The organism is Thermophagus xiamenensis, from assembly GCF_900112795.1.
Lineage (GTDB): Bacteria > Bacteroidota > Bacteroidia > Bacteroidales > Marinilabiliaceae > Thermophagus > Thermophagus xiamenensis.
The window spans coordinates 1-23,067 of sequence record NZ_FONA01000025.1 but is presented as its reverse complement, the minus strand read 5'-3'; the positions used below and the strand labels follow the sequence as shown (position 1 = coordinate 23,067).

The 23,067-nt window shown below is 38.3% G+C and carries 18 protein-coding genes; 7 read left to right on the top strand and 11 right to left on the bottom strand.

Translation table 11 applies throughout. The features are described from left to right. Window positions 1-68: 68 nt before the first annotated feature. Together BM130_RS13495 and BM130_RS13490 are read right to left on the bottom strand one after the other, a co-directional pair. Window positions 69-413 carry a DNA-directed RNA polymerase subunit omega gene (locus tag BM130_RS13495; protein WP_010528425.1) on the bottom strand — a complete coding sequence of 115 codons (345 nt, stop codon included), beginning with the start codon at window positions 411-413 and terminating at the stop codon, window positions 69-71. A 22-nt stretch (window positions 414-435) separates the two neighbouring features. After that, window positions 436-1,239, bottom strand: a complete 804-nt coding sequence (locus tag BM130_RS13490; RefSeq protein ID WP_010528424.1) for an outer membrane protein assembly factor BamD — start codon at window positions 1,237-1,239, stop codon at window positions 436-438. A gap of 480 nt (window positions 1,240-1,719) precedes the next feature. On the opposite strand from BM130_RS13490, the gene BM130_RS13485 reads away from it, so the two are divergent. Next, window positions 1,720-2,943 (top strand): aminotransferase class I/II-fold pyridoxal phosphate-dependent enzyme, encoded by a 1,224-nt coding sequence (locus BM130_RS13485; protein WP_237706161.1) that lies wholly within the window; start codon window positions 1,720-1,722, stop codon window positions 2,941-2,943. A gap of 228 nt (window positions 2,944-3,171) precedes the next feature. Next, on the top strand, window positions 3,172-3,927 hold the full coding sequence (locus BM130_RS13480; RefSeq protein WP_044138814.1) for an MBL fold metallo-hydrolase: 756 nt from the start codon (window positions 3,172-3,174) through the stop codon (window positions 3,925-3,927). Between the two features lie 80 nt (window positions 3,928-4,007). Here the strand turns inward: BM130_RS13480 and BM130_RS13475 are convergent, their stop codons facing one another. Together BM130_RS13475 and BM130_RS13470 are read right to left on the bottom strand one after the other, a co-directional pair. After that, window positions 4,008-4,394, bottom strand: coding sequence for a DUF3127 domain-containing protein (locus BM130_RS13475; protein WP_010528421.1), 387 nt, complete (start codon window positions 4,392-4,394; stop codon window positions 4,008-4,010). An 18-nt stretch (window positions 4,395-4,412) separates the two neighbouring features. Next, on the bottom strand, window positions 4,413-4,865 hold the full coding sequence (locus BM130_RS13470) for a peptidylprolyl isomerase (protein ID WP_010528420.1): 453 nt from the start codon (window positions 4,863-4,865) through the stop codon (window positions 4,413-4,415). Window positions 4,866-5,039: 174 nt separating this feature from the next. On the opposite strand from BM130_RS13470, the gene BM130_RS13465 reads away from it, so the two are divergent. Beyond that, window positions 5,040-6,617, top strand: coding sequence for an endonuclease/exonuclease/phosphatase family protein (locus tag BM130_RS13465; RefSeq protein ID WP_010528419.1), 1,578 nt, complete (start codon window positions 5,040-5,042; stop codon window positions 6,615-6,617). A 5-nt stretch (window positions 6,618-6,622) separates the two neighbouring features. On the opposite strand, the gene BM130_RS13460 is transcribed toward BM130_RS13465, so the two are convergent. Further along, entirely contained in the window at window positions 6,623-7,225 is a 603-nt protein-coding gene (locus tag BM130_RS13460) for a plasmid pRiA4b ORF-3 family protein (RefSeq protein WP_010528418.1), read from the bottom strand. A gap of 608 nt (window positions 7,226-7,833) precedes the next feature. Next, window positions 7,834-9,063 carry a transaldolase family protein gene (locus BM130_RS13455; protein ID WP_010528417.1) on the bottom strand — a complete coding sequence of 410 codons (1,230 nt, stop codon included), beginning with the start codon at window positions 9,061-9,063 and terminating at the stop codon, window positions 7,834-7,836. A 411-nt stretch (window positions 9,064-9,474) separates the two neighbouring features. Between BM130_RS13455 and BM130_RS13450 the strand changes: the two genes are divergently transcribed. Both BM130_RS13450 and BM130_RS13445 read left to right on the top strand, forming a co-directional pair. After that, window positions 9,475-10,329 (top strand): hypothetical protein, encoded by an 855-nt coding sequence (locus BM130_RS13450; RefSeq protein WP_010528416.1) that lies wholly within the window; start codon window positions 9,475-9,477, stop codon window positions 10,327-10,329. 340 nt (window positions 10,330-10,669) lie between these two features. Continuing rightward, window positions 10,670-11,179, top strand: coding sequence for a UpxY family transcription antiterminator (locus tag BM130_RS13445; protein ID WP_010528415.1), 510 nt, complete (start codon window positions 10,670-10,672; stop codon window positions 11,177-11,179). Between the two features lie 141 nt (window positions 11,180-11,320). Here the strand turns inward: BM130_RS13445 and BM130_RS13440 are convergent, their stop codons facing one another. The 3 genes from BM130_RS13440 to BM130_RS13430 form a co-directional block, all read right to left on the bottom strand. Further along, window positions 11,321-12,631 carry a TolC family protein gene (locus BM130_RS13440; RefSeq protein ID WP_029626697.1) on the bottom strand — a complete coding sequence of 437 codons (1,311 nt, stop codon included), beginning with the start codon at window positions 12,629-12,631 and terminating at the stop codon, window positions 11,321-11,323. A 106-nt stretch (window positions 12,632-12,737) separates the two neighbouring features. After that, window positions 12,738-15,908 (bottom strand): efflux RND transporter permease subunit, encoded by a 3,171-nt coding sequence (locus tag BM130_RS13435; protein ID WP_010528413.1) that lies wholly within the window; start codon window positions 15,906-15,908, stop codon window positions 12,738-12,740. A 3-nt stretch (window positions 15,909-15,911) separates the two neighbouring features. Further along, on the bottom strand, window positions 15,912-17,027 hold the full coding sequence (locus BM130_RS13430; protein WP_010528412.1) for an efflux RND transporter periplasmic adaptor subunit: 1,116 nt from the start codon (window positions 17,025-17,027) through the stop codon (window positions 15,912-15,914). A gap of 623 nt (window positions 17,028-17,650) precedes the next feature. On the opposite strand from BM130_RS13430, the gene BM130_RS13425 reads away from it, so the two are divergent. Then, window positions 17,651-18,556, top strand: a complete 906-nt coding sequence (locus BM130_RS13425) for a DMT family transporter (protein ID WP_010528411.1) — start codon at window positions 17,651-17,653, stop codon at window positions 18,554-18,556. Here the strand turns inward: BM130_RS13425 and BM130_RS13420 are convergent. Together BM130_RS13420 and rpiB are read right to left on the bottom strand one after the other, a co-directional pair. After that, complete coding sequence (locus BM130_RS13420; protein ID WP_010528410.1) at window positions 18,553-19,440, bottom strand: DMT family transporter; 888 nt, start codon at window positions 19,438-19,440, stop codon at window positions 18,553-18,555. The two genes, BM130_RS13425 and BM130_RS13420, sit on opposite strands and share 4 nt — an antisense overlap. Before the next feature lie 329 nt (window positions 19,441-19,769). Then, entirely contained in the window at window positions 19,770-20,207 is a 438-nt protein-coding gene (rpiB, locus tag BM130_RS13415; protein ID WP_010528409.1) for a ribose 5-phosphate isomerase B, read from the bottom strand. Window positions 20,208-21,397: 1,190 nt separating this feature from the next. Here rpiB and BM130_RS13410 point away from each other — a divergent pair. Further along, window positions 21,398-22,774: a methyltransferase RsmF C-terminal domain-like protein gene (locus BM130_RS13410; protein ID WP_010528676.1), complete on the top strand. Its 1,377-nt coding sequence runs from the start codon at window positions 21,398-21,400 to the stop codon at window positions 22,772-22,774. The last annotated feature ends 293 nt before the right edge of the window (window positions 22,775-23,067 follow it).

The following is a 23,067-nucleotide window of genomic DNA, read 5'->3' as shown; positions in this document are numbered from 1 at the left end:
AACCAAGCATCGAAATTTTACCATATAAAATACAGAAAAATAGAAAGGAAAGAATAAGAGGGGGAAAATTATTCCTCCTCTTCCACTTGTTGTTTATCTTTTGCAGGATTTCGGTAATAGATTTTGCCTTCAACAAATTCTTGAGTGGCAAGCAGGGCGGGTTTTGGCAAACGCTCATAAAATTTAGAAATCTCAATCTGCTCTCTGTTTTCAAATACCTCTTCCAGATTATCGGTATAAGAAGCAAATTCCTGCAGCTTCTTATTGAGCTCTTCCTTCATCTCAACCCCAATCTGATTAGCCCGCTTACTAATAATCATTACCGACTCATAAATATTTTCAGTTTGAGCCGATAATTGATTGGTATCCCAAGTAACTGTGGTAGAAGGGGCTTTTGACTTCTTATAATCCATTGCACTAACGATTTATGTGAAATTAATTATATTTTTTTAAAAGTTTGGTTACTTCCTCGAAAATTCTATTTGCTTGTTTTAAGTAGGAACTTTCCGGAAATTCGTTGATAAACGCATAGTATTCATCGAGCGTTCTTCTTAAACGTTCCTCCTCTTTTTCGGGAACACTATTCACTGCTTGAATATAAAGCGAATCGAGAATTAAAAAAGAAAGTTCTTCTCTATATTTGGTATCAGGAAAATCATCAAGGCTGTTCCGGGCGGTAATCACAGCTGCTTGATAATTATTGCCCAAATAAGTTCCAAGGTTGTAATATAATTTGGCATTTAAATAAGATTTATAAACCAATTTATTCCTAAGCTCTTCAACCATTTTATTAGCTTCTTCAACTTTGGGGCTTTCGGGATATAAATTCATAAACAATTGAAAAGCTTCTATAGCATTATTAGTATCCGTTTGATCTAATCTGGGATTTGGGGAAAGATGATAATAATTGACCCCAATCATAAAACGGGCATCTTCAGTGTATTCACTATTAGGATATCTTTTTACAAATTCTTTAAAATGATATACCGACGAAATATAATCCCGCATTTTAAATAAAGCATAGGCATACTTATAATGTGCCTCTTCTGCTCGGTCGGTCCCCATAAAAACCGAAATCAATTCCTGTAGCAAAGTAGAAGCTCTCATATAATCACCCTGGTCATAATACTCGAGAGCCTTTTCATACTTATAACCGTAGTCGGTACTTTTCAATATTTTTTGATATTCACTACAGGAGGCCAAAAATATAATGGCCATCAGAACGATTAATTTCCTCATTGTAATTAGGCGCTTTTGTGCATCTTCCGGTTTTAGGTTCAACATCACTCTATTACCGGTATAATTCCTTGCAAAGATACAGGTTTTACTTTGAATAATAAATTTCCTTGGATGGGTTTTTAATTTTATTTTTTTGATTAGATTCTTCATAAATCAAAAACCAAGCCATAAAGTATGAAATGAAAGTTTCATTTTTGCAATTTGGATAACGAAAGCATAAAAAAAAAATTAACTGATTGCCTTCTAGCCTATCGAGCAATATTACAATTAATTATTTTCCATAGTCTTCAACCAATCCATCAATGTAGCTTTGTGGAATTTTTGTATCCCTTCACAAATGGAATAATCCTAATCTAAAACGTATTATCTAATCAAATATAGGCTGAATAAGATTTGAAATAAACAAAAAACATTACCTTTGTCCCATTAAAATCAAAAAGCAATAGTACAGTGGACATTTTTGACAAAATAAAGCAAAACATGGGGCCCTTGGGCAAATATGGAAAGGATGCCCAAGGATATTTTATGTTTCCCAAGTTAGAAGGCGAGATTCATCCCCACATGACTTTTAGGGGTAAAAAAGTACTCACATGGAGCCTCAACAACTATTTAGGCCTAGCCAACCATCCGGAGGTAAGAGAAGCGGATGCACAAGCAGCTAAAGAATGGGGGCTTGGTTACCCAATGGGAGCCCGCATGATGTCCGGACATACCAGCAAGCACGAAGAGTTGGAAGCCGCCTTGGCCGAGTTTGTAGGAAAAGAAGATGCTTATCTTCTCAATTATGGGTACCAGGGCATGGTGTCTATCATTGACAGCCTGGCAGCAAGAAACGATGTCATTGTCTATGATTCTGAATGCCATGCATGTATCATGGATGGTATTTTCCTTCACAAAGCCAAAGGTGGCAAAAGCTTTGTCTTTCCGCATAATGATATGGAGAGATGTGAAAAAATGCTTAATATGGCCACCAAAAGGGTAAAAGAATCGGGCGGAGGCATCCTCGTAATTACAGAAGGTGTGTTTGGAATGGCAGGTGATTTGGGACATCTTCACAAAATTGTTGCTTTAAAAGAAAAATACGATTTCCGGATTTTAGTAGATGATGCCCATGGTTTTGGAACAATGGGGCCAACAGGCGCAGGAGTTGCCGAGCATTATGGCGTAACCGATAAAATAGATATCATATTTGGTACCTTCGCCAAATCTATGGCCGGTATAGGTGCTTTTGTTGCCAGCCGTGAAGATGTAATCCAATATCTGCGGTACAACATGCGCTCTCAAATTTTTGCCAAATCCCTACCCATGCCCATGGTTATTGGTGCAATGAAACGACTTGAATTATTACGCACTCATCCCGAACTAAAAGAACAACTGTGGACAGTGGTTAAAGCCTTACAGAAAGGGTTGCGTGATGCAGGCTTTAATTTGGGAAATACAGAGTCGCCTGTAACACCCGTATATTTAAATGGTACCGTACCCGAAGCGACCAATTTGACCATGGATTTAAGAGAAAACTACAATATCTTCTGCTCTATTGTTGTATATCCGGTTATTCCTAAAGGTCAGATTATGTTACGCTTGATTCCTACGGCTGCTCATACCCTCGAAGATGTTGAGTTTACCATCAAAGCCTTTTCGAAAATTAAAGAAAACCTGGAAGCCGGGAAATATCAAAGTGATAAAATAGCAAGCTTGTCTTAATTTGACATTAAAAAGTTTTTTTACTAAAAGGCGTTTTCATTTTTGAAACGCCTTTTTTTTAGGAAAAAATCCTGCTAACTATGTATTCCTTACCATTTTTTCCGAACAAATTTTATTAATTAATTGTTTTTCAAGTAATATTTGAAAGACATAAATCAAATAATAATGTTTTTTTCAATCTATAATGCCCCAACATTTAGAATGGTAAATTCGTTAAAATTCAGACCTATGAAATCAATACAGTTTATAGTAATGTTTCTTTTAGCCACTTTGGGCTCTTCGCAAGGAATATCCCAAACACTGCCTGCAGACACCATTCAGACATCTGCAGGGCCTTTAGAAATATATCACGTAGGTCATGCTTCTCTTTATTTTATTTTCAATGATAAAGTTATTCATGTTGACCCATTCAGCCGCATGGGAGATTATTCGACCATGCCCAAAGCTGATCTGATTTTAATAACCCATGCACATCCGGATCATTTTGACCTCAATGCAATAGAAGCAATTTCTAAAAAAGAAACAAAGATTGTTCTTAACCAAGAATCCTATCAAAGCCTTAAAAAAGGGGAGATTTTAAAAAATGGCGATAAAACAAAAATTTTAGGCCTGCAAATTAAAGCTGTCCCGGCTTATAACATTGTACACAAAAGAGACAATGGCGAACCCTTTCACCCCAAATATCGCGACAATGGTTATGTAATAGATTTTGCGGATGTAAGAGTATATATTGCCGGCGATACAGAAAACATACCAGAAATGAAAGATATTAAAAATGTAGAAATTGCTTTTTTGCCAATGAACCTCCCTTATACAATGACACCAGAAATGTGCAAAAGTGCCGCCCAAATGGTAAAACCGAAAATACTTTTCCCATATCATTACAAAATGGGAAAATCAGACCCCGAAAAATTTGCTCAAATTATGAAAGATGTTCCTAATATTGAAGTTCGGTTTCGACAAACCCGCTCGGAAAACAAATAAAATTATTTAATAGTAACACAATAACAAAACAGGGACTGTTTTAAACTAAAAGCAGTCCCTGATATTTTTAAAATTTGAACTTAAAAGGGAAATTCATCTTCCTGCTCACTTGGTGGTAGCTCATCGAGCTGATCGGGCAAGGGTATTGAGGGTGACGAAGGTAATTCATTATCATTATCCTCGACCTTTTCAACCCGCCATGCATCCAAATTAGTGAAATAATTTACTCTACCATCTCTCTCCCACCTATTCCCTTTAATATTAAAGCTGACTTTTATTTTATCGCCCAAATTAAATGGGTCAATGATAGAAACTCTATCCTGAACAGATTGAAATTTAACAAAATCGCTCCACTCCGCATTTTTTTCATTAACCACCTCAATAACAAACTCTCTTTTTTGAAATTTATCCGAAACCTTTACTGTTTCTTCCTTAACAATTAACGTTCCAATCAATTCAAAACTCATACAAATTCTTTTGAGGAATTATTCAATAACAATTTTTTCAATACGATCACCTTGTTCAATATTATCAATTATGTCGAGGCCTTCGTAAACTTTTCCAAAGCAAGTGTGCTGGCGATCTAAATGTTTGGTGTGTTCTCTATTGAGGCAAACAAAAAACTGTGACCCTCCTGTATTCCGGCCGGCATGTGCCATACTTAATACACCACGATCATGATACTGATGTTCTCCATCAAGTTCACAATTTATAGTGTATCCGGGTCCTCCGGTTCCCACTCTGCGATCACTCATATCAACAGAATAAGGACAACCTGTTTGAATTACAAAATTTGGGATGACACGATGAAATGCTAAACCGTCATAAAATCCACTTTTAGCCAGTTTTATAAAGTTTTCTACCGTGGCAGGTGCATCATCGTAATAAAACTCAACTTTCATTTCTCCTTTCGAGGTGTAAATAATGGCTTTTTCCATACTAATTTTATTTAGACCATAAAAGTACGCTTTTTATAGATAACATCAAGAATTTATTGCATAGGATGACCTATTATTCGAATAATGTCAAGCCAAACAAATTAGCGGTAAAACCACCTCATTAAATTAACTTTCCTCATTTTTTTATATCTTGTCAATTTCAAAATCAAGCATATGAAACCCGTATATTTTGTTTTGGCACTAGTATTGTTTATTCAAACAGGCTGTCAAAAGAGAACATATCAGGATCCCGGACCCTCTCTCATTTATTTGAACTTTAATAATAAAATAACCAATGCAGGCATACTACCTGTCCAGTTTCAAGGCGATCAATATGTTTCATACACTAAAGGGATTGCCGATACATGCTTAAATTTAACGAAAACAGCATTCTATCGAAAACCTTTGATCATAGACAAGGGATTTAATAACAGCTTTAGGGAATATGAAGGCTTTACCATTTTGCTATGGCTTAAGACAGATGCCTGTGATCCTTATGAATATGTTATTGCAGGGCAAAAAATTCCCACAAATGATTTTAACAACTTTATAGGTTGGCAAATAAGTAAAACTGTAACAGGAGGGTGGTACTGGCAAGCTTCAGATGGGTTAAATCACATTCATTATCGCCCTTTGGTGAGTCAACAACCTCTAAACGATGGACAATGGCACCAATTAGGGTTCTCTGTCAACAAAAAACTTCGTGAAGCTCGATTCTACTTTGATGGAAACCTCAAGGCCATTTTCAGTACTGAACAACTTGACAATATATTTCCTGGTGCCTCACTTTACATTGGCGTAGATCCTCTTGCCAGATATATCCGTCAAGAAACATTTAATGGTTTAATAGATGAATTAGGTGTTTGGTCGAAAGCTTTATCCGACGCACAAGTTGCTTATTATTACCAACAAATTTGTGGAAAAAAACTAAAACCATTTCCTGAATATAAAGACTCAGTTACAGTAATGACTTGGAATATCTGGAACGGTGGAACCAACCGAGGAAAATTCACCGGGATTCAACAAATTACAGATATCATAAAAGAGTCAAAAGCAGATATAATTTCTCTTCAGGAAACCATGGATGCTGGCGAAATTATTGCTGGCCAATTGGATTTCTTTTTATATAAACGTAGCGAAAATTTAAGTATTATTTCCCGATATCCTCCTACCCGAAGTTTTAATATTTTTCAACCACAACACTTTGGTGCAGTTATGCTGAATATAGGTCAAAACCGTAAACTTCTTATGAGTCCTTTATGGTTAAGCCTTCAACCTAATTTACCAGCCTATTTTATTAAAGAAAATGCCCGGTCCGACACCATTGAAGTCAGAGAAATGGAAACCAGAGGAAAGGAAATCAGATTCATTTTAAGTGAGCTTACTCCTCTAATTCAAGAAGACACTCCACATGCTACAATTATTGCAGGTGATTTTAACAGTGGCTCTCATCTTGACTGGACTACCCGCAACAAAAAGAGACACAACAACCTGGTAGTTAATTTTCCGGCTAGTCGCTTCATGTATGAGGCTGGATTTTTTGATGCCTATCGAACTCTATACCCTGATGAAACAACATTTCCCGGATATACATGGTCACCTGTTTACAAAGAAGGCCTCCAAACACGGATGGATTTTATATACTACAAGGGAAACACTTTAAAACCCTCCTCTGCCAAGGTCATCGACACCTGGCCGTACGGGTTTCCCTCAGACCACGCGGCTGTATTAGTTTCGTTTATTATAGAATAAAGGATTTATTCATCTTCCTGGTCATCAAATGGGAGTAAGCAGCCATAGTCTTCTTCTAAAAGAATGTCGTTAATTTGTTCAAGGTCAAAATATTCAGGATCTAACCCATCGGGAAACAATTCTTTAAAAAATCGATGTTGTGGATTGGACGGATCTTTAACTGCTTCGACCAACGCCTGGTATCCTATTGGTCCTCCGCAATCTTCCGGCGGGCACTCCCTTGCACCGTCGATACAAACGGGATAATATGCCATTGGGTCTGGGGCCAATACTTTTTCCAAAGTTATTCGATGTCGCCAGTCATCGCCAAAATCATAATGATAAATCATTTCATCCCCAGGCTTACGTAACAAATCATTAACCCTGACAATAGTATAATCTTGAAATAGCGTACCTTTATTCCATTCTATATCCCCTTGACCAAAAAAACGTTTTCCTTTTATAAAAACATGCATATGTTGATTTTCCCATCCCATAGTGGTTTGCAATACTTTATGAAAATCATGGAGAAACAAATCGGCTGGAATTTGCAATCGCCTCCAAATCAATGGCTCTATTTCTTGTAATTCCACTTTTACCTGATATATATATGGCGCTAACATATTCATAATCTTAACAATATTCAATGTTTATATTCCGCAAAAACTGGATTAATTTGTTTCCAAAGCTATAAAATTTTATCCAAATTCATTGTTATATTTAGAATTCAGTTTAGCCAAATTGTTTTACTATTTGATGAAATTGAAAATTAACTTACTAAGCGAAAGATTATACCCTCAGAAACACAAAGCATTTAAATTTAGTCTCAGGCAATTTATTACAGTAATATCCGTAAAAACCAACTTAATTTATTAGTTTTAAACTTTTTATGGCCAAGGTTTACCCCCTCCGACTCTCCTCCAGAATGGCTTATGACATAGCTCAACAAAGCTCATGCCGAAGGCTAGAGTCTTGAAATGATCCTGCCCCAACGGGAAAATCAACTTCCTACAAATCATAGAATTGATTAATTCACCATTTGCCAAAGCACTTTTGACAATTTATTATTGCGTTAAACTTAAGTTGATCATACTCATTTCTTAGTAATAAGGTCAACTTTGAAACAAATTAAGAAGTTATATAAGGCTTCAAATAGTGAATACCTAAAATCGTAAATTTCCCCAACTCTACCCCTTAATAATAAAGCAAATAATCAAAGAATCCCAAACCGCATGATCTAAAAGATTAAATTGGCAATTCTATCATCTAAAGCTTTTTGATCATTAGTAAAAGCAGCTAATCCGGCAAGGTTTAAAAGAGTGTCAATGGCTATTTCACCTTTCAAAATGGCATTTGCCCATCGTTCATGTTTTGGAATTTTCCCATCACTATCAATAAATAATGATTCGGCAGGCGTTAGATGAGGAAAAATATCAGGAATGCCTGCTTCTCGCAATCGGTCCTCTAACTCCCATGCATTTTCAGGCAATTGGCGGGCAAGATCACGAAATACTTTTTTTTCTAAATCGGAAACTTCCCATAACTTATTTATTTTTATCTCGGAAGTAGCCACACCAGGTTTATAAACCACATGAAAATCATGATCGGACATTGGTTGGCAAGGACCTTTAATTTTTCTCAAGGCATCGGAAACCACTTGTGGCGGAATAGTCATAACATCAATGCCACATAATAAAGGTAATTGCGAGTAATCACGAATACTGGCTGCAATAAGTTTTGTAGTTATACCCTCCTCCTCTCTAAGCGTTTTAATCAATTGTTGGGTATTATGAATCGTTTTTTCACCAGGCCCTTCAGCTTCGCCTAAACGATTTTGTTTCAAATATGCACCAATTCTACCTAAAAAAACATTCGTATAAGCAGGTTTGGCTAAAAGAGCTACCATCATATTTTGTCGGGCACTAAAAAGAAGGGTGAAATTTACCGGGATATTCAACTCATGTAGCTTTCTGGCGCCTAACACACCTGAAGGAGTCAGCGGAACTTTTACTATAAAATGATTTGGTTCTATATCATGAAAACGTTTTCCATAGTGAACAATACCTTCTACATCATGAGAAAGATCGGTATGAAGCTCAACACTAACCTTTCCTCCATAACGTTTAACCAATCTAAGACCATGTAAAGCATTTAATAAGAAAGCTATTTCAATAATACGCTTTTCAGAAGGGATCTCTTTAAATCGAGGAGCTATATCTTTAATTATACCATCGTAAATACCTTTTTGAACTTCCTTATTCAATAGAGTATTATTTGTGGTCAAGGCACTCACCTCAGGCGAGATAAGTTGATCAACTGCTTCCATATCACCGGTATCGAGCCAAATTTCGCTACCTGTTTTTTTACATTCTTTGAGACAAGGTTGCGATGGGTTAATTACTTTTTCATCTTTAAATCTATCCAAAAGTTCGGGTAACAGTTGCTCGGGAATATTTACTTGTGACATAGCAGTAGGTTTTGAGGTTTATCTTGCACCAAATTAATCAACAATTTATAAATTAACAACATTAGAATCTTAATTTTCATTCGTAATTATTTTAGTTAACTCTCTTTTGTCGCCTCGAATATACAGGCGATGAGGGTTTCATTCGTATATAATTTATTTAACTCATTGGCCGAATGGAACTCGCATGGCTTAATAAAATTTATACATGTCCTTTTGTGGCAACAGCCGCCATGCTCGTTTCATCCGCATAAATTTTATTTAACTCATTGTCCGAATAGATCTCGCATGACCTATAGTTTATAATTATTATTTAGGTAACTTTTGTTAGTCATGCTCATTTCATCTTGTATTGCCCCAAAAAATCGATAAATTTGCTTTCTTAACAACACCGTTAAACAAATATCTCGAAACATGAAAACACGACATATTACCTTTTTTATATTATTTAGTTTGATGAGTTGCGGCCCCTCACGAGAAGAAATTGTTTCTAACAAATTAAATGAGGCCATTATGTTGCGTGATAGTGGCCAGTATAATCTGGCCAAGCTAAAACTAGATACAATTATCAATCAATTTATAGATATGACCGATGAAGTAGCTTATGCTATTAAAATACTCGACGAAATTAAACTCCTCGAACAACAACGCAATCTTCAATATCTGGATAGTATGATATCGCTAAAAGAGAAAGAATTGGAACCTCTTTTAAAAAATTTTATCCGCTCCGACGAATACGGAACGCAACCTATTTATATACATAAACGTCAAAGGCCTGAAAATAGCTACAATCGCACCTTTCTTCGTGCCCACCTCGACACAAATGGCGAATTTTATATATCCAGCAGATATTATGGTCGCACATGGATACAGCACAATCAAATTAAAGTATACAATGCAGGACAATCGGTAACCTCTGAAGTAGTACCCGAAGATGGTTACCTAAACAGGCGCTTCCAGGATGGTGAAAGTAAATGGGAAATTGTGACCTATAAGGATGGTGCCGATAACGGTATAATAAACTTTATTGCATCAAATGCCGACAAACCGCTCAAAGTCCAGTTTATTGGCAAAAAACATTATTTTATTGTCATGGAATCATTTGACAAAGAAGCCATTCGCGACGGTTATGAAACATCTTTTGTCTTACGTGAACTTGCCGGGTTAAAGAAAGAGCGCAAACAAGTTTTACAGCAAATTGAGCAACTGGAAAAAATCATCAACACGCATCATTCGCCTCAGAAAGAAATTCGGCATGCCATGCGCTAATGATTTATTTATCCCTATTTCAAAACTTATTCCCATATAGTCCATCATACTATATATTATTAATTAAAAAAATCATAGAGATTCTGAACCATTAATTGGTGTCCAAACATCAATGCCATGTTCATTTGTATAAAATTTAAATCATTGTGAGAATAAAATTCTCATGTCGGTAACGATAAGTTTCTTATAGTAATAAGCTCTAAAATTAACTTTCTTGATTATGCTTGTTTAAATTTTCCATTTGAAATAGATAACCTATTTTATAAGCCATTTTCCTTTTCTTTTTGTTTTACAATTCCAAAACAGCTATCTTCGTCATCCAATAAAATTACATAGCATTGTGGAGAAACAGCAGCAATCCCGATGGTATGCCCTATATACCCGCTCTAGGGCCGAAAAAAAAGTTTATACCCAATTAAAAGAAATGGGTATTGAAGTATATCTTCCACTTCGCCGGGAACTTCGACAATGGAGTGACCGAAAAAAATGGATAGAAGTCCCGGTAATCAGTTCTTATGTTTTTGTAAACATTATCCCCCGCCAGTATCGCGATGTATTCAATGCCAATGGGGTTGTAGCTTATGTGTCACACAAAGGCCAGGCTGTTCCAATTCCTGACCACGAAATTGAAGCAATGAGGCGAACGGTCGAAAATCAATTCAATTTTTCTGTTGAAGCAGAATGCCTTCGCAAAGGCGAAAAAGTGACGATTTCAAGCGGTCCTCTTAAGGGCATTGAAGGCGAGGTGGAAGAAGTGCAAGGATCCAAAAAACTTTATATACGTATCAGCCACATTGGATATATGCTTGTCTTAAATATGGACGAGGTAATTAAGCAAACAAATGAATAAAAATCGGCTAACCAAACAAAATTAAGAAACATTCTATTTTGGCATATAAAATGTAATCGGGTCAAATAAAAACTCTTTACAAACCACAAATTAATAGAACAAATAAACGACTTCAAAATCACTTATGACAAACCAAATAGCTTAATCATATACCCCAACAATACCACCGGTTAACCGAACCAACTCAGTATAGGTATCAATTAGGTCAAGAACAGAAAGAAAGTAATTTACCGAGGTCTGAAGATAGCTCAATTGAACATCTCGAAAATTAAAAGAGTTAACAGCCCCTGCCCGGAACTTCTCTTCGGTGAGTTGCATATTTAACCGTGAGGCTTCCATATTTTCTTTACTTACCTGAACCAACTCTTTACGCACTTGATAAGTATCATACAAATTTAGAATCTGATTTTTTAAACGGTGCTTCATCTCCTGCAGAGTAATTTGTCCTATAGCCTCTTCCATTCGGGCAATCTCTATGTTTCGGTTGATTCGGTTACCGTCAAATAAGGTAAAACTTAAAGAGAAATTCACATAATAAGAAAAGTAACCATCAGAAAAACCATCCACATCCAAAGCACTGTTCAGCGATTCGGGATAAACATTATGGCCGGCACCTGCAGCTGCACTCAAAAGAGGAAAGCGTGAACGTTTTTCCAAAAGTTTTTGCTGCTCCAACAGGGCCAGATTTAAATATTGATTGCGAATGCTGCGGTTGTTACTCTCTACTTGAGAAATCATTTCTTCAAGATTAACCTCAGGAGCATCAAACTGCAGTTCACCCGATATTTCAAGAGTCTCTCCTTCCTCCATTCCCGTAAGATATTTAAGTTCCCGAATTACGCCGGAAACGGTAGCCTCTTGTTCCAGATAAGCTGCTTTATCGGTTAAATAAGCCGTACGGGCCTGCAACACATCGTAACTGGTTGCCGCTCCTATTGCCATGCGATCTTCAACATATTGAAGCCTGTCGGCCGACAATTCCATAATTTCCCGAAGCAATGCCAACTGCTGTTTAACAAAAAGAGCACGATAATAGGCCATTACAACAGCCTGTATCGTATTTTCCACCACTAAGGCAAGATTTCCTCCTGCCAGCTGCTCCAACGTTTCAAGTCTATCTTTCCGAATATGAGCAGAAAACCCGTTGAATAAAACCCAGTTAAGACTAACACCATTTTGCACAATCCCACTTTTCGTATCTTCCCCATAACGATCATTAAAACTATTGTTTAATGAACTCTCCCACATCAGGGTAGGCAACATTCCTGCATTACCATAGCTATTATTTAGACCCGCAATATCCAAATCGGCCCGGCTTATCCGAATATCATAATTATTCTCTAAGGCGGTCTGAATTAAAGCCTGAAGGGTATAACCACTATCGTTATTCTGAGCTTTTGCGGATAAGAAAAATAATCCGCTGATTATCATATATGTGAAAATCTTCTTCACGAGCCTTTATGTTTTGTTGTTTACCTTTTTGTCGCTACCCGGCGATCAAACAATTACAATTTATTGAAATATTTATAAACTCCTTATAACCGGAAAAATATCTGTTTCACGATTCAAAGGATTGTTGTTTGTGAATATTAACAACTTCCACCTCTTCAGGTGAAGGACGCCGTCCGGTAAATATCCACTTTAATATAACCCTTAGATCATTCAAAGCTAAGATGATCGAAGGAAAGAACAGCAAGATAAAAGCCGTCCCAAACAAAATACCGTAAGCCAGAGCCATGGCCATAGGAATCAAAAACTGAGCCTGACGACTGGTCTCAAAAATTATGGGGAATAACCCTAACGTTGTCGTCAGCGTAGTTAGAACTATGGGTCGGAACCTGGAAAGTCCGGCTTCGAACACGGCATCTTTCACGGTATATCCCTCTTCCAAAAGAAGATTATATTTCTGTAAAAAGACCACGGCATCGTTAACAATAACGCCCGAAAGAGCCACCATACCCCAAACACTTAATATCGACAGTGGAATACCGTGAACAGCATGTCCCCACACGGCGCCAAGCCATCCAAGAGGAACCATCGAAATGATTATCAAACCCTGTCCAAAAGATCGGAAATGGAACATTATCAGAACAATAATAAGTCCAAAGGCTGGAATAAAATATTTCATGATCTCATTTTGCGACTCCGCAGCATATTTCTGCTGTCCTTGATAATAATAGGAAACACCGGGATATTGCGCCTGCATAACCGGCATAATCTCATTACTGATTTTTTCCAAAATAGGAGGTACCGGTTCGTAAGGGTCCACCAAATCAGCATCAATACGCATTTCTCTTTTCCCATTGAAGTGACGGATAGCCACAGGCCCCCTCTCCAGAGTATATGTTACCAATTCAGATAAAGGATATTCTCCCTGAGCGGTTTTTATCTTCATATTTTCCAGTTGCCCGAGCTGTCGGCGGTCATCGGGAGGATAACGGACCCATACTCTTACCTCATCTTTTCCCTGCTGTAAACGTTGTGCCTGAGCACCGAAGAAGGCATTTCTTATCTGGCTCATAATGGCAAACATGTCTAACCCCAAGAAATAAGCTTTGGGCTTTAATTTAATTCGCACCTCTTGTGCACCCGGTGCCTCATTATCAATTACATCAGTTATCTCTGGAATATCTTCCAGCTTATCCAGCAGGAAATTACGGGCTTGATCCAATTCTTCCAGGTTATCACCCATTAAACTGATGGATATGGGTTCGCCCCAACGGTTTCGACCGGCAACCGAAAATTTATCGGCAGCAGGAACTTTACCTATATGCTCCCGAACCCGGGTGGCAATGTCGAATGCCGACACTTCGCTTCCCTCCAGATTACGAAGGTTAACGGCGATATGTCCGGCATGCGGCCCGCTTTCTTCACCATCGAAAGCACTTCCCATCACCAAATAGGTGTAATTGACAAAATTGGAAGTATCGTTATACTCTTCTTTCAGAGCTTCATTCACTTCCCATACGGCTTGTTCAAATTTTAACAAATATTCGTAGGTTTGACGTTCCCCTTCTCCCGGCGTAAAAGCCACATTCACATTAAAACTGTCGGGAGGTATGTTTGGAAAAAAAGTGGAAGCGATAAAACCTCCGCCAAAAAGACCTGCGGTAATAAGTATCAATGCAACCGGAACGGCTAAAGAAATATGCCTGTGCCGTAGAATGAAACGCAGCAAGCGCCCGTATAACCTGTTTCGCATCCAAACTATTATACTTTCCAATCGGTCACGAAAACGGTTTCCGAAATTAAGTGCTTCCTTTCTCCTTTGCAAAATATGAGGTGTCCCGATATGGGCCGGAAGTACCAAAGAGGCTTCGACCAGAGAAAACGCCAAACTTGCCACTACCACAAAGGCCATTTCACGCATCCGCTCCAAATTACCTTGAATTAACATCAACGGTAAAAAGGCCAAAATCGTTGTTGTTACCGATGTCAATACCGCCGGCAACACTTCCAGGGTACCGTCCACGGCTGCTTGCTTGGGCGATTTTCCTCTCTCAAAATGCGAATAGATATTCTCTGCAATTACAATCCCATCATCTACTAAAATACCCACAACGAGGATCATCCCAAACAATGAGATCATATTAATGGTCACGCCATACATTCCGGCCACTACAAACATAGCCAGAAATGAGGAAGGAATACCCCATGCCACCCACATGGAAAGACGGAAACTCAGAAAAAATGCCAGAATAATAATCACCAAAACCAGACCCATTCCCCCGTTCTTATAAAGCAGATGAAGGCGGGAATTTAACAGATCCAGAAAGTCGAAGGTCACAATTAATTCCGCATCATCATGTGAACGGTTAAATTCCTCCACATATTCATTGACATAGTTGGAAATGGCTTCCAAATCTTCGGTTATCAACTTATCTATTGTAAGGAATAGTGCTCTTTTACCGTTCAGCCAGGCACCACTCGGCGTTTCGGAAAATTGCAGGTACACATTTCCCAAATCACGAATTCGGATGAGCTGTCCATTAGCATCGGCAGTAACCACATATTCAGCAATTTCATCAGGATCGACGGTTCGCGACCGCGCACGAATAATTAAATATTGTTCATCACTTCGCAGCTCTCCTCCCGAAATATCACGATTATTGCGTGCTATGGCCTCACTGATATCGGCGTGGGTCAAACCATAGCGTAACAACATCTCTTCATTTACTTCCACAGCTATTTCCACTGACGGATAGCCTCCAATGCTGATCTGGCTCATCAGTCCACTCTGCAAAAAATCATCCTCAATCCTCTGAGCCAGGGTTTTGAGACGCATCAAGTCGGCACTGCCATATAATCCTAATCGAATAGCAGGAGTTGAAGAACGACGTTTAAACACGATTGGTCGTTCGGCATCGACCGGCAGGCTGGAAATACCGTCAACGGCATTTTTAACTTCCTGCAAAACCTCATCTATATCAAATTCACCGGTTGTTTCGATACTGACCTGACAAAAATTTTCCCGCGACGTGGAAGTTATCTCCTTAATTCCCGCTAATCCACGAATGGCCTGTTCAATTCGTAAGGTTATTCCCTCTTCCATCTCTTTCGGACTGGCACCCGGGTAGCTTACAGTAACATAAATATTTCGTGTTTCCACTTCCGGAAAAAACGACTTATTTAATTGCAAAAAGCCATAAATACCGGAAACGATAATTACCAAAATGAACAAATTGGCATAAAAAGGATATCGTACAAAAGTCTCAATTAATTTTCGCATAATTCATCGAAGGATTTTGTAAATGGGATTTCCCGAAACATTTAACAACGGTTCTACAACCAACTCTTCGCCTTCGTCCAGTCCTCTAAGGTAGAGGGTTTGGTCGTTTCGTTTAACAATTTCAATAGTCTTTTCAACCAGCCGCATATCTTTTATCACATATACATGATTGGTATTAAACACGGCATTTCGGGGCATTTCCATCACATCAGGAATAATTCGGCCATATAATTCTGCCGTTAAATACATCCCATCGTACAGACCGGCATCACCAGGCAACGACACAAAAACGCTTACGGCCTGCGAAGAAGGGTTAACCACCGCACCAATACGTCGAATTACTCCCTTTCGCCTTATTTTAGCCGTTTCATCCGAAACCCATACCGAATCGCCGGGCGACAACAGCTTAACCTCTTCAACGATCACCGGCACTTCCAGTTCGTAAAGATCCGTTCTGACAATGGTGGCCAGCTGAGTACCCACATTTACAACTACCCCCACATCCTGAAGTATTTCATTGAAAGCACCCGAAAAAGGAGCACGTATCAGATATTTATCCAGCCGTGCCTGATCGGCCAACAAAGAATAGTAACTACTTAAAATATTTCGGGAAGCCAGAAAGGTCCGTTCCTGTGATGAGCGAGGCTCAGGAAGGTCGGGCAATGGCTTATCAATGTCAATGCTTTCGAAGAAGGATTGCCAGGCCGGATATGACTCGGGAAAGTCCAGTTTCAGGTCGGGAAGTATAAGAGCCAGATTCTGCAGGAAAGTACTTTTACCGGCTTTAAGACTTAATGGAAATTCCGGATTAATAACTTTTGCGATAACCTGTCCTTTTTGAAATTTTTGTCCGTTTCGGAATGGCACATCTCCCTCTCCCAATCGTCCGGATACTTCTGAGCTAACAACAACTTTATTGTAAGCGTGCAATCGTCCGGAAGAATATATGACTGCCTGAAGATCCCGGTATTTCACTGTTTCTGCCTTAACAAAAACCTCTACTTGCGGACGAGGCGTCTTTTGAGGTTGTTTCTTAAGAGAAAATAAAATCATCATAATGATAAAACCAACGGCAACAATGCCTAGAGCAATTCCCAAAATCAAAAGTCTTCTCTTCATCCGTATTAAATTTGTTTAAAAAAATATGAAAAAACCGTCTGGAAAATATTTCACCTAATCAGAAAACAATTTACTTCCCATGCATGGTCAATCTTTTTTCAAAAAAACATCAATATAAAAAATGTAAATTACTTAATTCCATAAACTTATTCAATTCATGGAGTAATTATTTTACCAAATGAAACGAGCATGGCGGCTTTTGCCACAAAAGAGCATTTATAAATTTTATTAAGCCTTGCGAGTTCCATTAGCCCAATGAATTAAATAAATTATATACTAATGAATAAAGATTTGTTTTGCATGCACAGAATCCATTGACCAATACTAAGACTCATGGTTTAATTGACCCCAAAACCTACCTTACCGTTTATTCTGAACTCTTTCTTATCTTCACACCTTTTTCCATTCCGTATATTCACAACAGCCAACTCCTGAAATCGACACAGCCCATATCCTATGTTTTAGAAATTTTTCTTGGCAATAATACGATAATTCAAATTCTAATAACACACAAGAATGATAATTTGGTTAAATGGGAAAGGTGACAATCCGTTTCTAAAGTTAATTTCCATGAAAATTGTTTTCTTTGCTCTGCAAAAATATCATTTCTATAAAATATTTGAATGGATTACTTCAATTCGCATTTAGGCGAACTATCGGCATTGGTTACTGCCGTTTGCTGGACGGCAACCAGTATGGCTTTTGAATCGGCAGGAAAGAAAGTGGGCTCTTTGTCGGTCAACCTTATCCGCCTGGTAATGGCTCTTTTTTTGCTTGGTATTTATACCTGTCTGACCAAAGGACACTTTTGGCCATCAAACGCCGGTGAGCATGCCTGGTTTTGGTTAAGCCTTTCCGGACTGATTGGGTTTGTTGCCGGGGATTTAATGCTGTTTCAGGCCTTTGTGGTGGTAGGTGCCAGGGTATCCATGCTAATCATGTCTCTTTCTCCACCTCTTGCAGCCTTGTTTGGGTTGATTATTCTGGGAGAAAGAATGACTCTTATCAACCTGACAGGCATGATTGTAACACTAACGGGTATCATTTTGGTGGTATTAACCCGCCCCGGAAATGGCAAGAAAATTCACTTTAACTTTCCGTTAAAAGGATTGCTCCTGGCTTTTGGTGGTGCATCGGGACAGGCACTGGGTTTAGTTCTCAGCAAACTGGGCATGGGCAACCTGGACCCTTTCATGTCGACCCAAATACGAATCATCGCCGGCATTGTCGGCTTCACTATAGTGTTTACTCTCCTCCGTCGATGGGCCAACGTGTGGGAGGCATTGAGAAATCAATCGGCTATGAAACGCATTTCTGTCGGTGCTTTCTTTGGCCCATTTCTGGGCGTATCGTTCAGTTTGATGGCAATAAAATACACAAGTACCGGTATCGCCTCAACGTTAATGGCCCTTACTCCGGTTATGATTCTGCTGCCGGCACGCTACATTTTCAAAGAAAATATCACTACAAAAGAAGTTGTTGGCGCTTTTATCGCGGTAGCAGGCGTTGTGGTGTTTTTTGTGTTTTAACCTAATAACAACAATGCAATTCCTATAAGAATGCCCCCAAGGTATAAAGCCTTCTTCTTCACATTTTTTTCACCGAATATCAAGGCACCAAAAAGGAAGGGAATAATCACACTACTACGTCGAAGAGCTGAAATGACTGATATCAAGGATTCAGGCTCACTAATGGCATAAAAATAGAGGAAATCGGCCACCACCAGAAAAAGCCCAATAAGCGGGATGGTCCAACGCCAGTAAAAAGGTACCCGCTCCGGTCTTTTGCGACGGACAAACCATAAAACAGGTAACAGTAACAATACCTGATAAAACGAAAACCATGCCTGTACGGCAACACGGTCAACCTGACGTAGGATATGTTTATCGTAAAGTGCACTCACCGACCCCGCAATGGTTCCCGCAATGATAAACCACATCCATTTATTGTTTCGGAATGACAAACCCTCAAGCTTCCCCACAGTTGAAAATCGAAAAAAGAAAAATAGTGTCAAAACCATACCCGCCCACTGATAAATATTTAATTGCTCGCCGAAAAGGATTAATGCCCCTACCAGAGTCCAAAGCGGTCCGGTAGCCCTCACCGGTGCAACAATCGTTAGCGGAAGGTGCTTTAACGCAAAATAGTTAAACACCCAGGATATTAGCACAATAAAGGTTTTTAGCAAAACCATCAGGTGTTCCTGGGTTGTCAGGCGCGGTGCGAAAATAAAATCACCACTTTTTAAAATACCGCATTCCGACATCAACACGATTGGGATAAATATCAATGTACTGGTTAAAGCCCCGAAAAATAAAACCGGCCATACAGCATTGTCCTTTAAAGATTCTTTTTTTAATATGTCGTAAAAACCCAGAAAGAAAGCAGAAAACAGTGTTAATATCAACCACATATATACTACACAATAGATTAACTATTTAAATAATCAGCAATTAAACCAATAATGACCCGCAACTAATAAGAAGCTAGGTCAGTAATAAGCAATTTCTTTAAAATTTATCAAAACTTGCATGGTCATCTAAACCTATGCAGCATCGTATACTTCAACGATACTACTTATAAGACAAAAACTAATTAGGTCCATAAGAAAACGCTTTCCTTACGGACAAAAAAATACCTTACTACCAAAAGGTTATATGAAAATGTACTAAATTAAATGTTATTATTTAAACAACGACAGGCCTATAATTTATAATCATCAATATTTTATAGGTAAGCAATCTATAAATCAATTTTTTCAATTCGGCGCTGATGACGCCCTCCTTCAAATTTGGTAGTCAAAAAAACATCCACGATCTCTTTAACCTGTTCGGGCGAAAGGAAACGGGCAGGCATTGCACAAACATTGGCATCGTTATGGGCTCTACCTAAACGGGCTATTTCCGGATTCCAACTATAGGCCGAACGAACACCTGCATGACGGTTTAAGGTGATATTGATACCATTTCCGCTTCCGCAAAATGCTATGGCACGAGTAATTTCGCCCCTAGATATGGCATCACCCAACGGATGAGCATAATCAGCATAATCAGTACTTTCCGAACTATGGGTACCATAATCTTTCACCTCGAATCCTTTTTCTTTTAGATATTCTTTAACCATGCTTTTCATTTCATATCCTGCATGATCAGAGGCTATGCCTATTACTTTTGTGTTCATTTTTATTTATTAAAACAATTTTTAGGTAATTATAAGGTATCTAATAAATTTAATTGTAGGGCACAATTTAATCAACATTGATTATTCAACCAATTATTTTGCAAATAGAAAAAGCTTGATTAGCAGATTTATTGCATTCAATTTAACATATCGCTCTAGACAAATCCTACAAAGCATCAATAAACCAAACTAATAAACAAAAATTCCTGCCAAAACATTTAGGTTTTGGTTACACGTATTTAAAAAGTTAAGGTTTATGGTTTGAAAAAATATTCAGGTCTGCCCCTTCAAATAATAAAGGGGCACATGTCTAAAAAGCTGGTATTTCTCATGGTCATTCGTTTCATCCGTATAAAATTTACTTATTTCGTTGATATACTGCCTCTTATAAGCAGTCATTAGTGGTTAGTCGTTAGTTACTAGTTATTTTACACTAACCACTTGTTAACTAATAACTAATCACTTCTTCTGCCTTCTGCCTGTGCACTTCTGCCTTGGACTATTTTATACATGTCCTTTTGTGGCAACAGCCGCCATGCTCGTTTCATCCGTATAAAATTTACTTATTTCGTTGATATACTGCCTCTTATAAGCAGTCGTTAGTGGTTAGTCGTTAGTTACTAGTTATTTTACACTAACCACTTGTTAACTAATAACTAATCACTTCTTCTGCCTTCTGCCTGTGCACTTCTGCCTTGGACTATTTTATACATGTTCTTTTGTGGCAACAGCCGCCATGCTCGTTTCATCCGTATAAAATTTATCTTAGTTATTGGCCGGATGGAACTCGCATGGCTTAGTCAAATTTGTACATGTACTTTTGTGGCAAAAAGTCGCCATGCTCGTTTCATTTAACTAAATTCCCCTGACACTTAATTGGGACAGCTAAATTAAAAGGTATTATTTACTTTTAAAATTTTTGTAAGAAAAATTTTTCAAAACTATATATTTCTAAGCCTTATTAACCTCAATTCTCAAAGGTTTCTCTCTAATTACATTCCAACTTTTTTGTGTTATTTTGCACAAAGTAAATAACAAGGTTTGATAAAATTAACATAATATCATGATGCTTAATGGCAAACTATTAAAAAGTCATCACATCGGGATCACGAGTAAATTTCACACTGATTATCAAAAGCGTAACATGCACAGACAAATCCAATTTTGTTCAATAAACCAACCAATTAACCATGAATAATAAAACCCCTTTACCGGAAGCCTTTTTGGCTCGTATCCGTAAGACTTTTCCCCTTCCTGAACAGGAACAACTGGTACAAAGCCTGGAACTTCCACCAATTAGTTCTGTGCGTATTAATCCAAGAAAAACCAACATAAATTTCCCTGCCAGCCAACCAGTACCCTGGTGCAAACATGGCTTTTATTTAAAAGAAAGACCTCTTTATACAATAAATCCTTTGTTTCATGCCGGCGCTTTTTATCCTCAAGAAGCCAGCAGCATGTTTTTGTGGCATATTTTAGAACAGTTGTTACCAAAAGCTGATCGGGAAGACATAAAAATCCTGGACCTTTGTGGTGCTCCTGGTGGCAAAGCCTCTTTGATAGCCTCCTTGCTCGATGGCCAGGGTCTGTTGGTAGCCAATGAAGTCATTCGATCAAGAGCTGAAATCCTAAAAGAAAACATGCTTAAATGGGGGGCACCCAATGTAGTGGTTACACGATCCGATCCCGCAAAATTCACCGAACTATCAGGCCTTTTTGATATTATGGTTGTTGACGCACCATGTTCTGGCGAAGGAATGTTCCGAAAAGGCGATTGGGCACGCAGTCAATGGTCTCAAGATAATACGGCTCTTTGTGCTGTTCGTCAACGACGCATATTACAAGATGCATGGCCGGCACTGAAAGAAAATGGCCTTCTTATCTATTCCACCTGCACCTTCAATCCCGAAGAAAATGAAGAAAACCTGAAATGGCTTGTAAAAAAACAAATGGCCGAAGTACTCACTCTTACAACCCCGTCTGAGTGGAATATAACCGAAATCCCCGTAGAAACCGGTAACGGACTGGCATTCTATCCTCATAAAGTTAAAGGTGAAGGTTTTTTTATTGCCGTAGTCAGAAAAAACGAATTTCAAAAACCTTTATCTGTACGGAAACCAAAGAAAAAATCTGTCATTACCCCCACCAGTGACGTTGCTGCATTACTCAAATATCCTCAACAATTTTCATTTTTTGAAAATCTCAATCAATGGTCTGCCTTCCCGCAAAAATATGAAAGCCTGCTGTTTCTATTACAAAAGCAGTTAGATATTATTAACTTTGGAATTGTTTTGGGCAACCAACAACGAAAAAAATTCACACCGGCATTGACATTGCCGTTCAGTTGGGAGTTTAACAACCGTTTCCCAACAATTGACCTGGACAAAGAAGAGGCTCTTCACTATCTTAAGGGTGAAACACTACTCCCGAAACAAGGTCTGCCCAACGGGGTTGTTTTATTAACCTATCAAAACATCCCAATTGGATTTGTAAAAAATGTAGGAACGCGTTGCAATAACCTGTTCCCAAAGAATTGGAGAATACGCATGGAAATTGACTTTAGCTGAAAAAAATTATCTTTGCCGCCGAAAAAATGGCATCCATGAATATAAGACTCGTTCTGAACATTTTGGGAAGGGTACTCATAATCCTCGGATTATTTATGTGTACCAACTTTATCTGGGTGATTGCATATCATGAACCCACCTTCTGGGGACACTTTTATGCCTGCCTTATTACTCTGTTGGGAGGGATAGGCCTTTATTTAGGGAAATTCCGAAATACTCTATTTCTTTGACGGAAAAGCTATTATCACTATCTTTGAGCAAACAAAAAACCCCGAAATTAGGCACATTTGCCT

Excerpts from the sequence above, each read along its gene's own strand:
- rpiB (WP_010528409.1), bottom strand. The coding sequence starts at position 20,207 with ATGAACACAAAAGTAATAGGCATAGCCTCTGATCATGCAGGATATGAA.
- BM130_RS13435 (WP_010528413.1), bottom strand. The coding sequence starts at position 15,908 with ATGCGAAAATTAATTGAGACTTTTGTACGATATCCTTTTTATGCCAAT.
- BM130_RS13460 (WP_010528418.1), bottom strand. The coding sequence starts at position 7,225 with ATGAATATGTTAGCGCCATATATATATCAGGTAAAAGTGGAATTACAA.
- BM130_RS13425 (WP_010528411.1), top strand. The coding sequence starts at position 17,651 with ATGGATTACTTCAATTCGCATTTAGGCGAACTATCGGCATTGGTTACT.
- BM130_RS13465 (WP_010528419.1), top strand. The coding sequence starts at position 5,040 with ATGAAACCCGTATATTTTGTTTTGGCACTAGTATTGTTTATTCAAACA.
- BM130_RS13490 (WP_010528424.1), bottom strand. The coding sequence starts at position 1,239 with ATGAGGAAATTAATCGTTCTGATGGCCATTATATTTTTGGCCTCCTGT.
- BM130_RS13480 (WP_044138814.1), top strand. The coding sequence starts at position 3,172 with ATGAAATCAATACAGTTTATAGTAATGTTTCTTTTAGCCACTTTGGGC.
- BM130_RS13410 (WP_010528676.1), top strand. The coding sequence starts at position 21,398 with ATGAATAATAAAACCCCTTTACCGGAAGCCTTTTTGGCTCGTATCCGT.
- BM130_RS13485 (WP_237706161.1), top strand. The coding sequence starts at position 1,720 with ATGGGGCCCTTGGGCAAATATGGAAAGGATGCCCAAGGATATTTTATG.
- BM130_RS13430 (WP_010528412.1), bottom strand. The coding sequence starts at position 17,027 with ATGAAGAGAAGACTTTTGATTTTGGGAATTGCTCTAGGCATTGTTGCC.
- BM130_RS13475 (WP_010528421.1), bottom strand. The coding sequence starts at position 4,394 with ATGAGTTTTGAATTGATTGGAACGTTAATTGTTAAGGAAGAAACAGTA.
- BM130_RS13495 (WP_010528425.1), bottom strand. The coding sequence starts at position 413 with ATGGATTATAAGAAGTCAAAAGCCCCTTCTACCACAGTTACTTGGGAT.
- BM130_RS13470 (WP_010528420.1), bottom strand. The coding sequence starts at position 4,865 with ATGGAAAAAGCCATTATTTACACCTCGAAAGGAGAAATGAAAGTTGAG.
- BM130_RS13420 (WP_010528410.1), bottom strand. The coding sequence starts at position 19,440 with ATGTGGTTGATATTAACACTGTTTTCTGCTTTCTTTCTGGGTTTTTAC.
- BM130_RS13450 (WP_010528416.1), top strand. The coding sequence starts at position 9,475 with ATGAAAACACGACATATTACCTTTTTTATATTATTTAGTTTGATGAGT.
- BM130_RS13455 (WP_010528417.1), bottom strand. The coding sequence starts at position 9,063 with ATGTCACAAGTAAATATTCCCGAGCAACTGTTACCCGAACTTTTGGAT.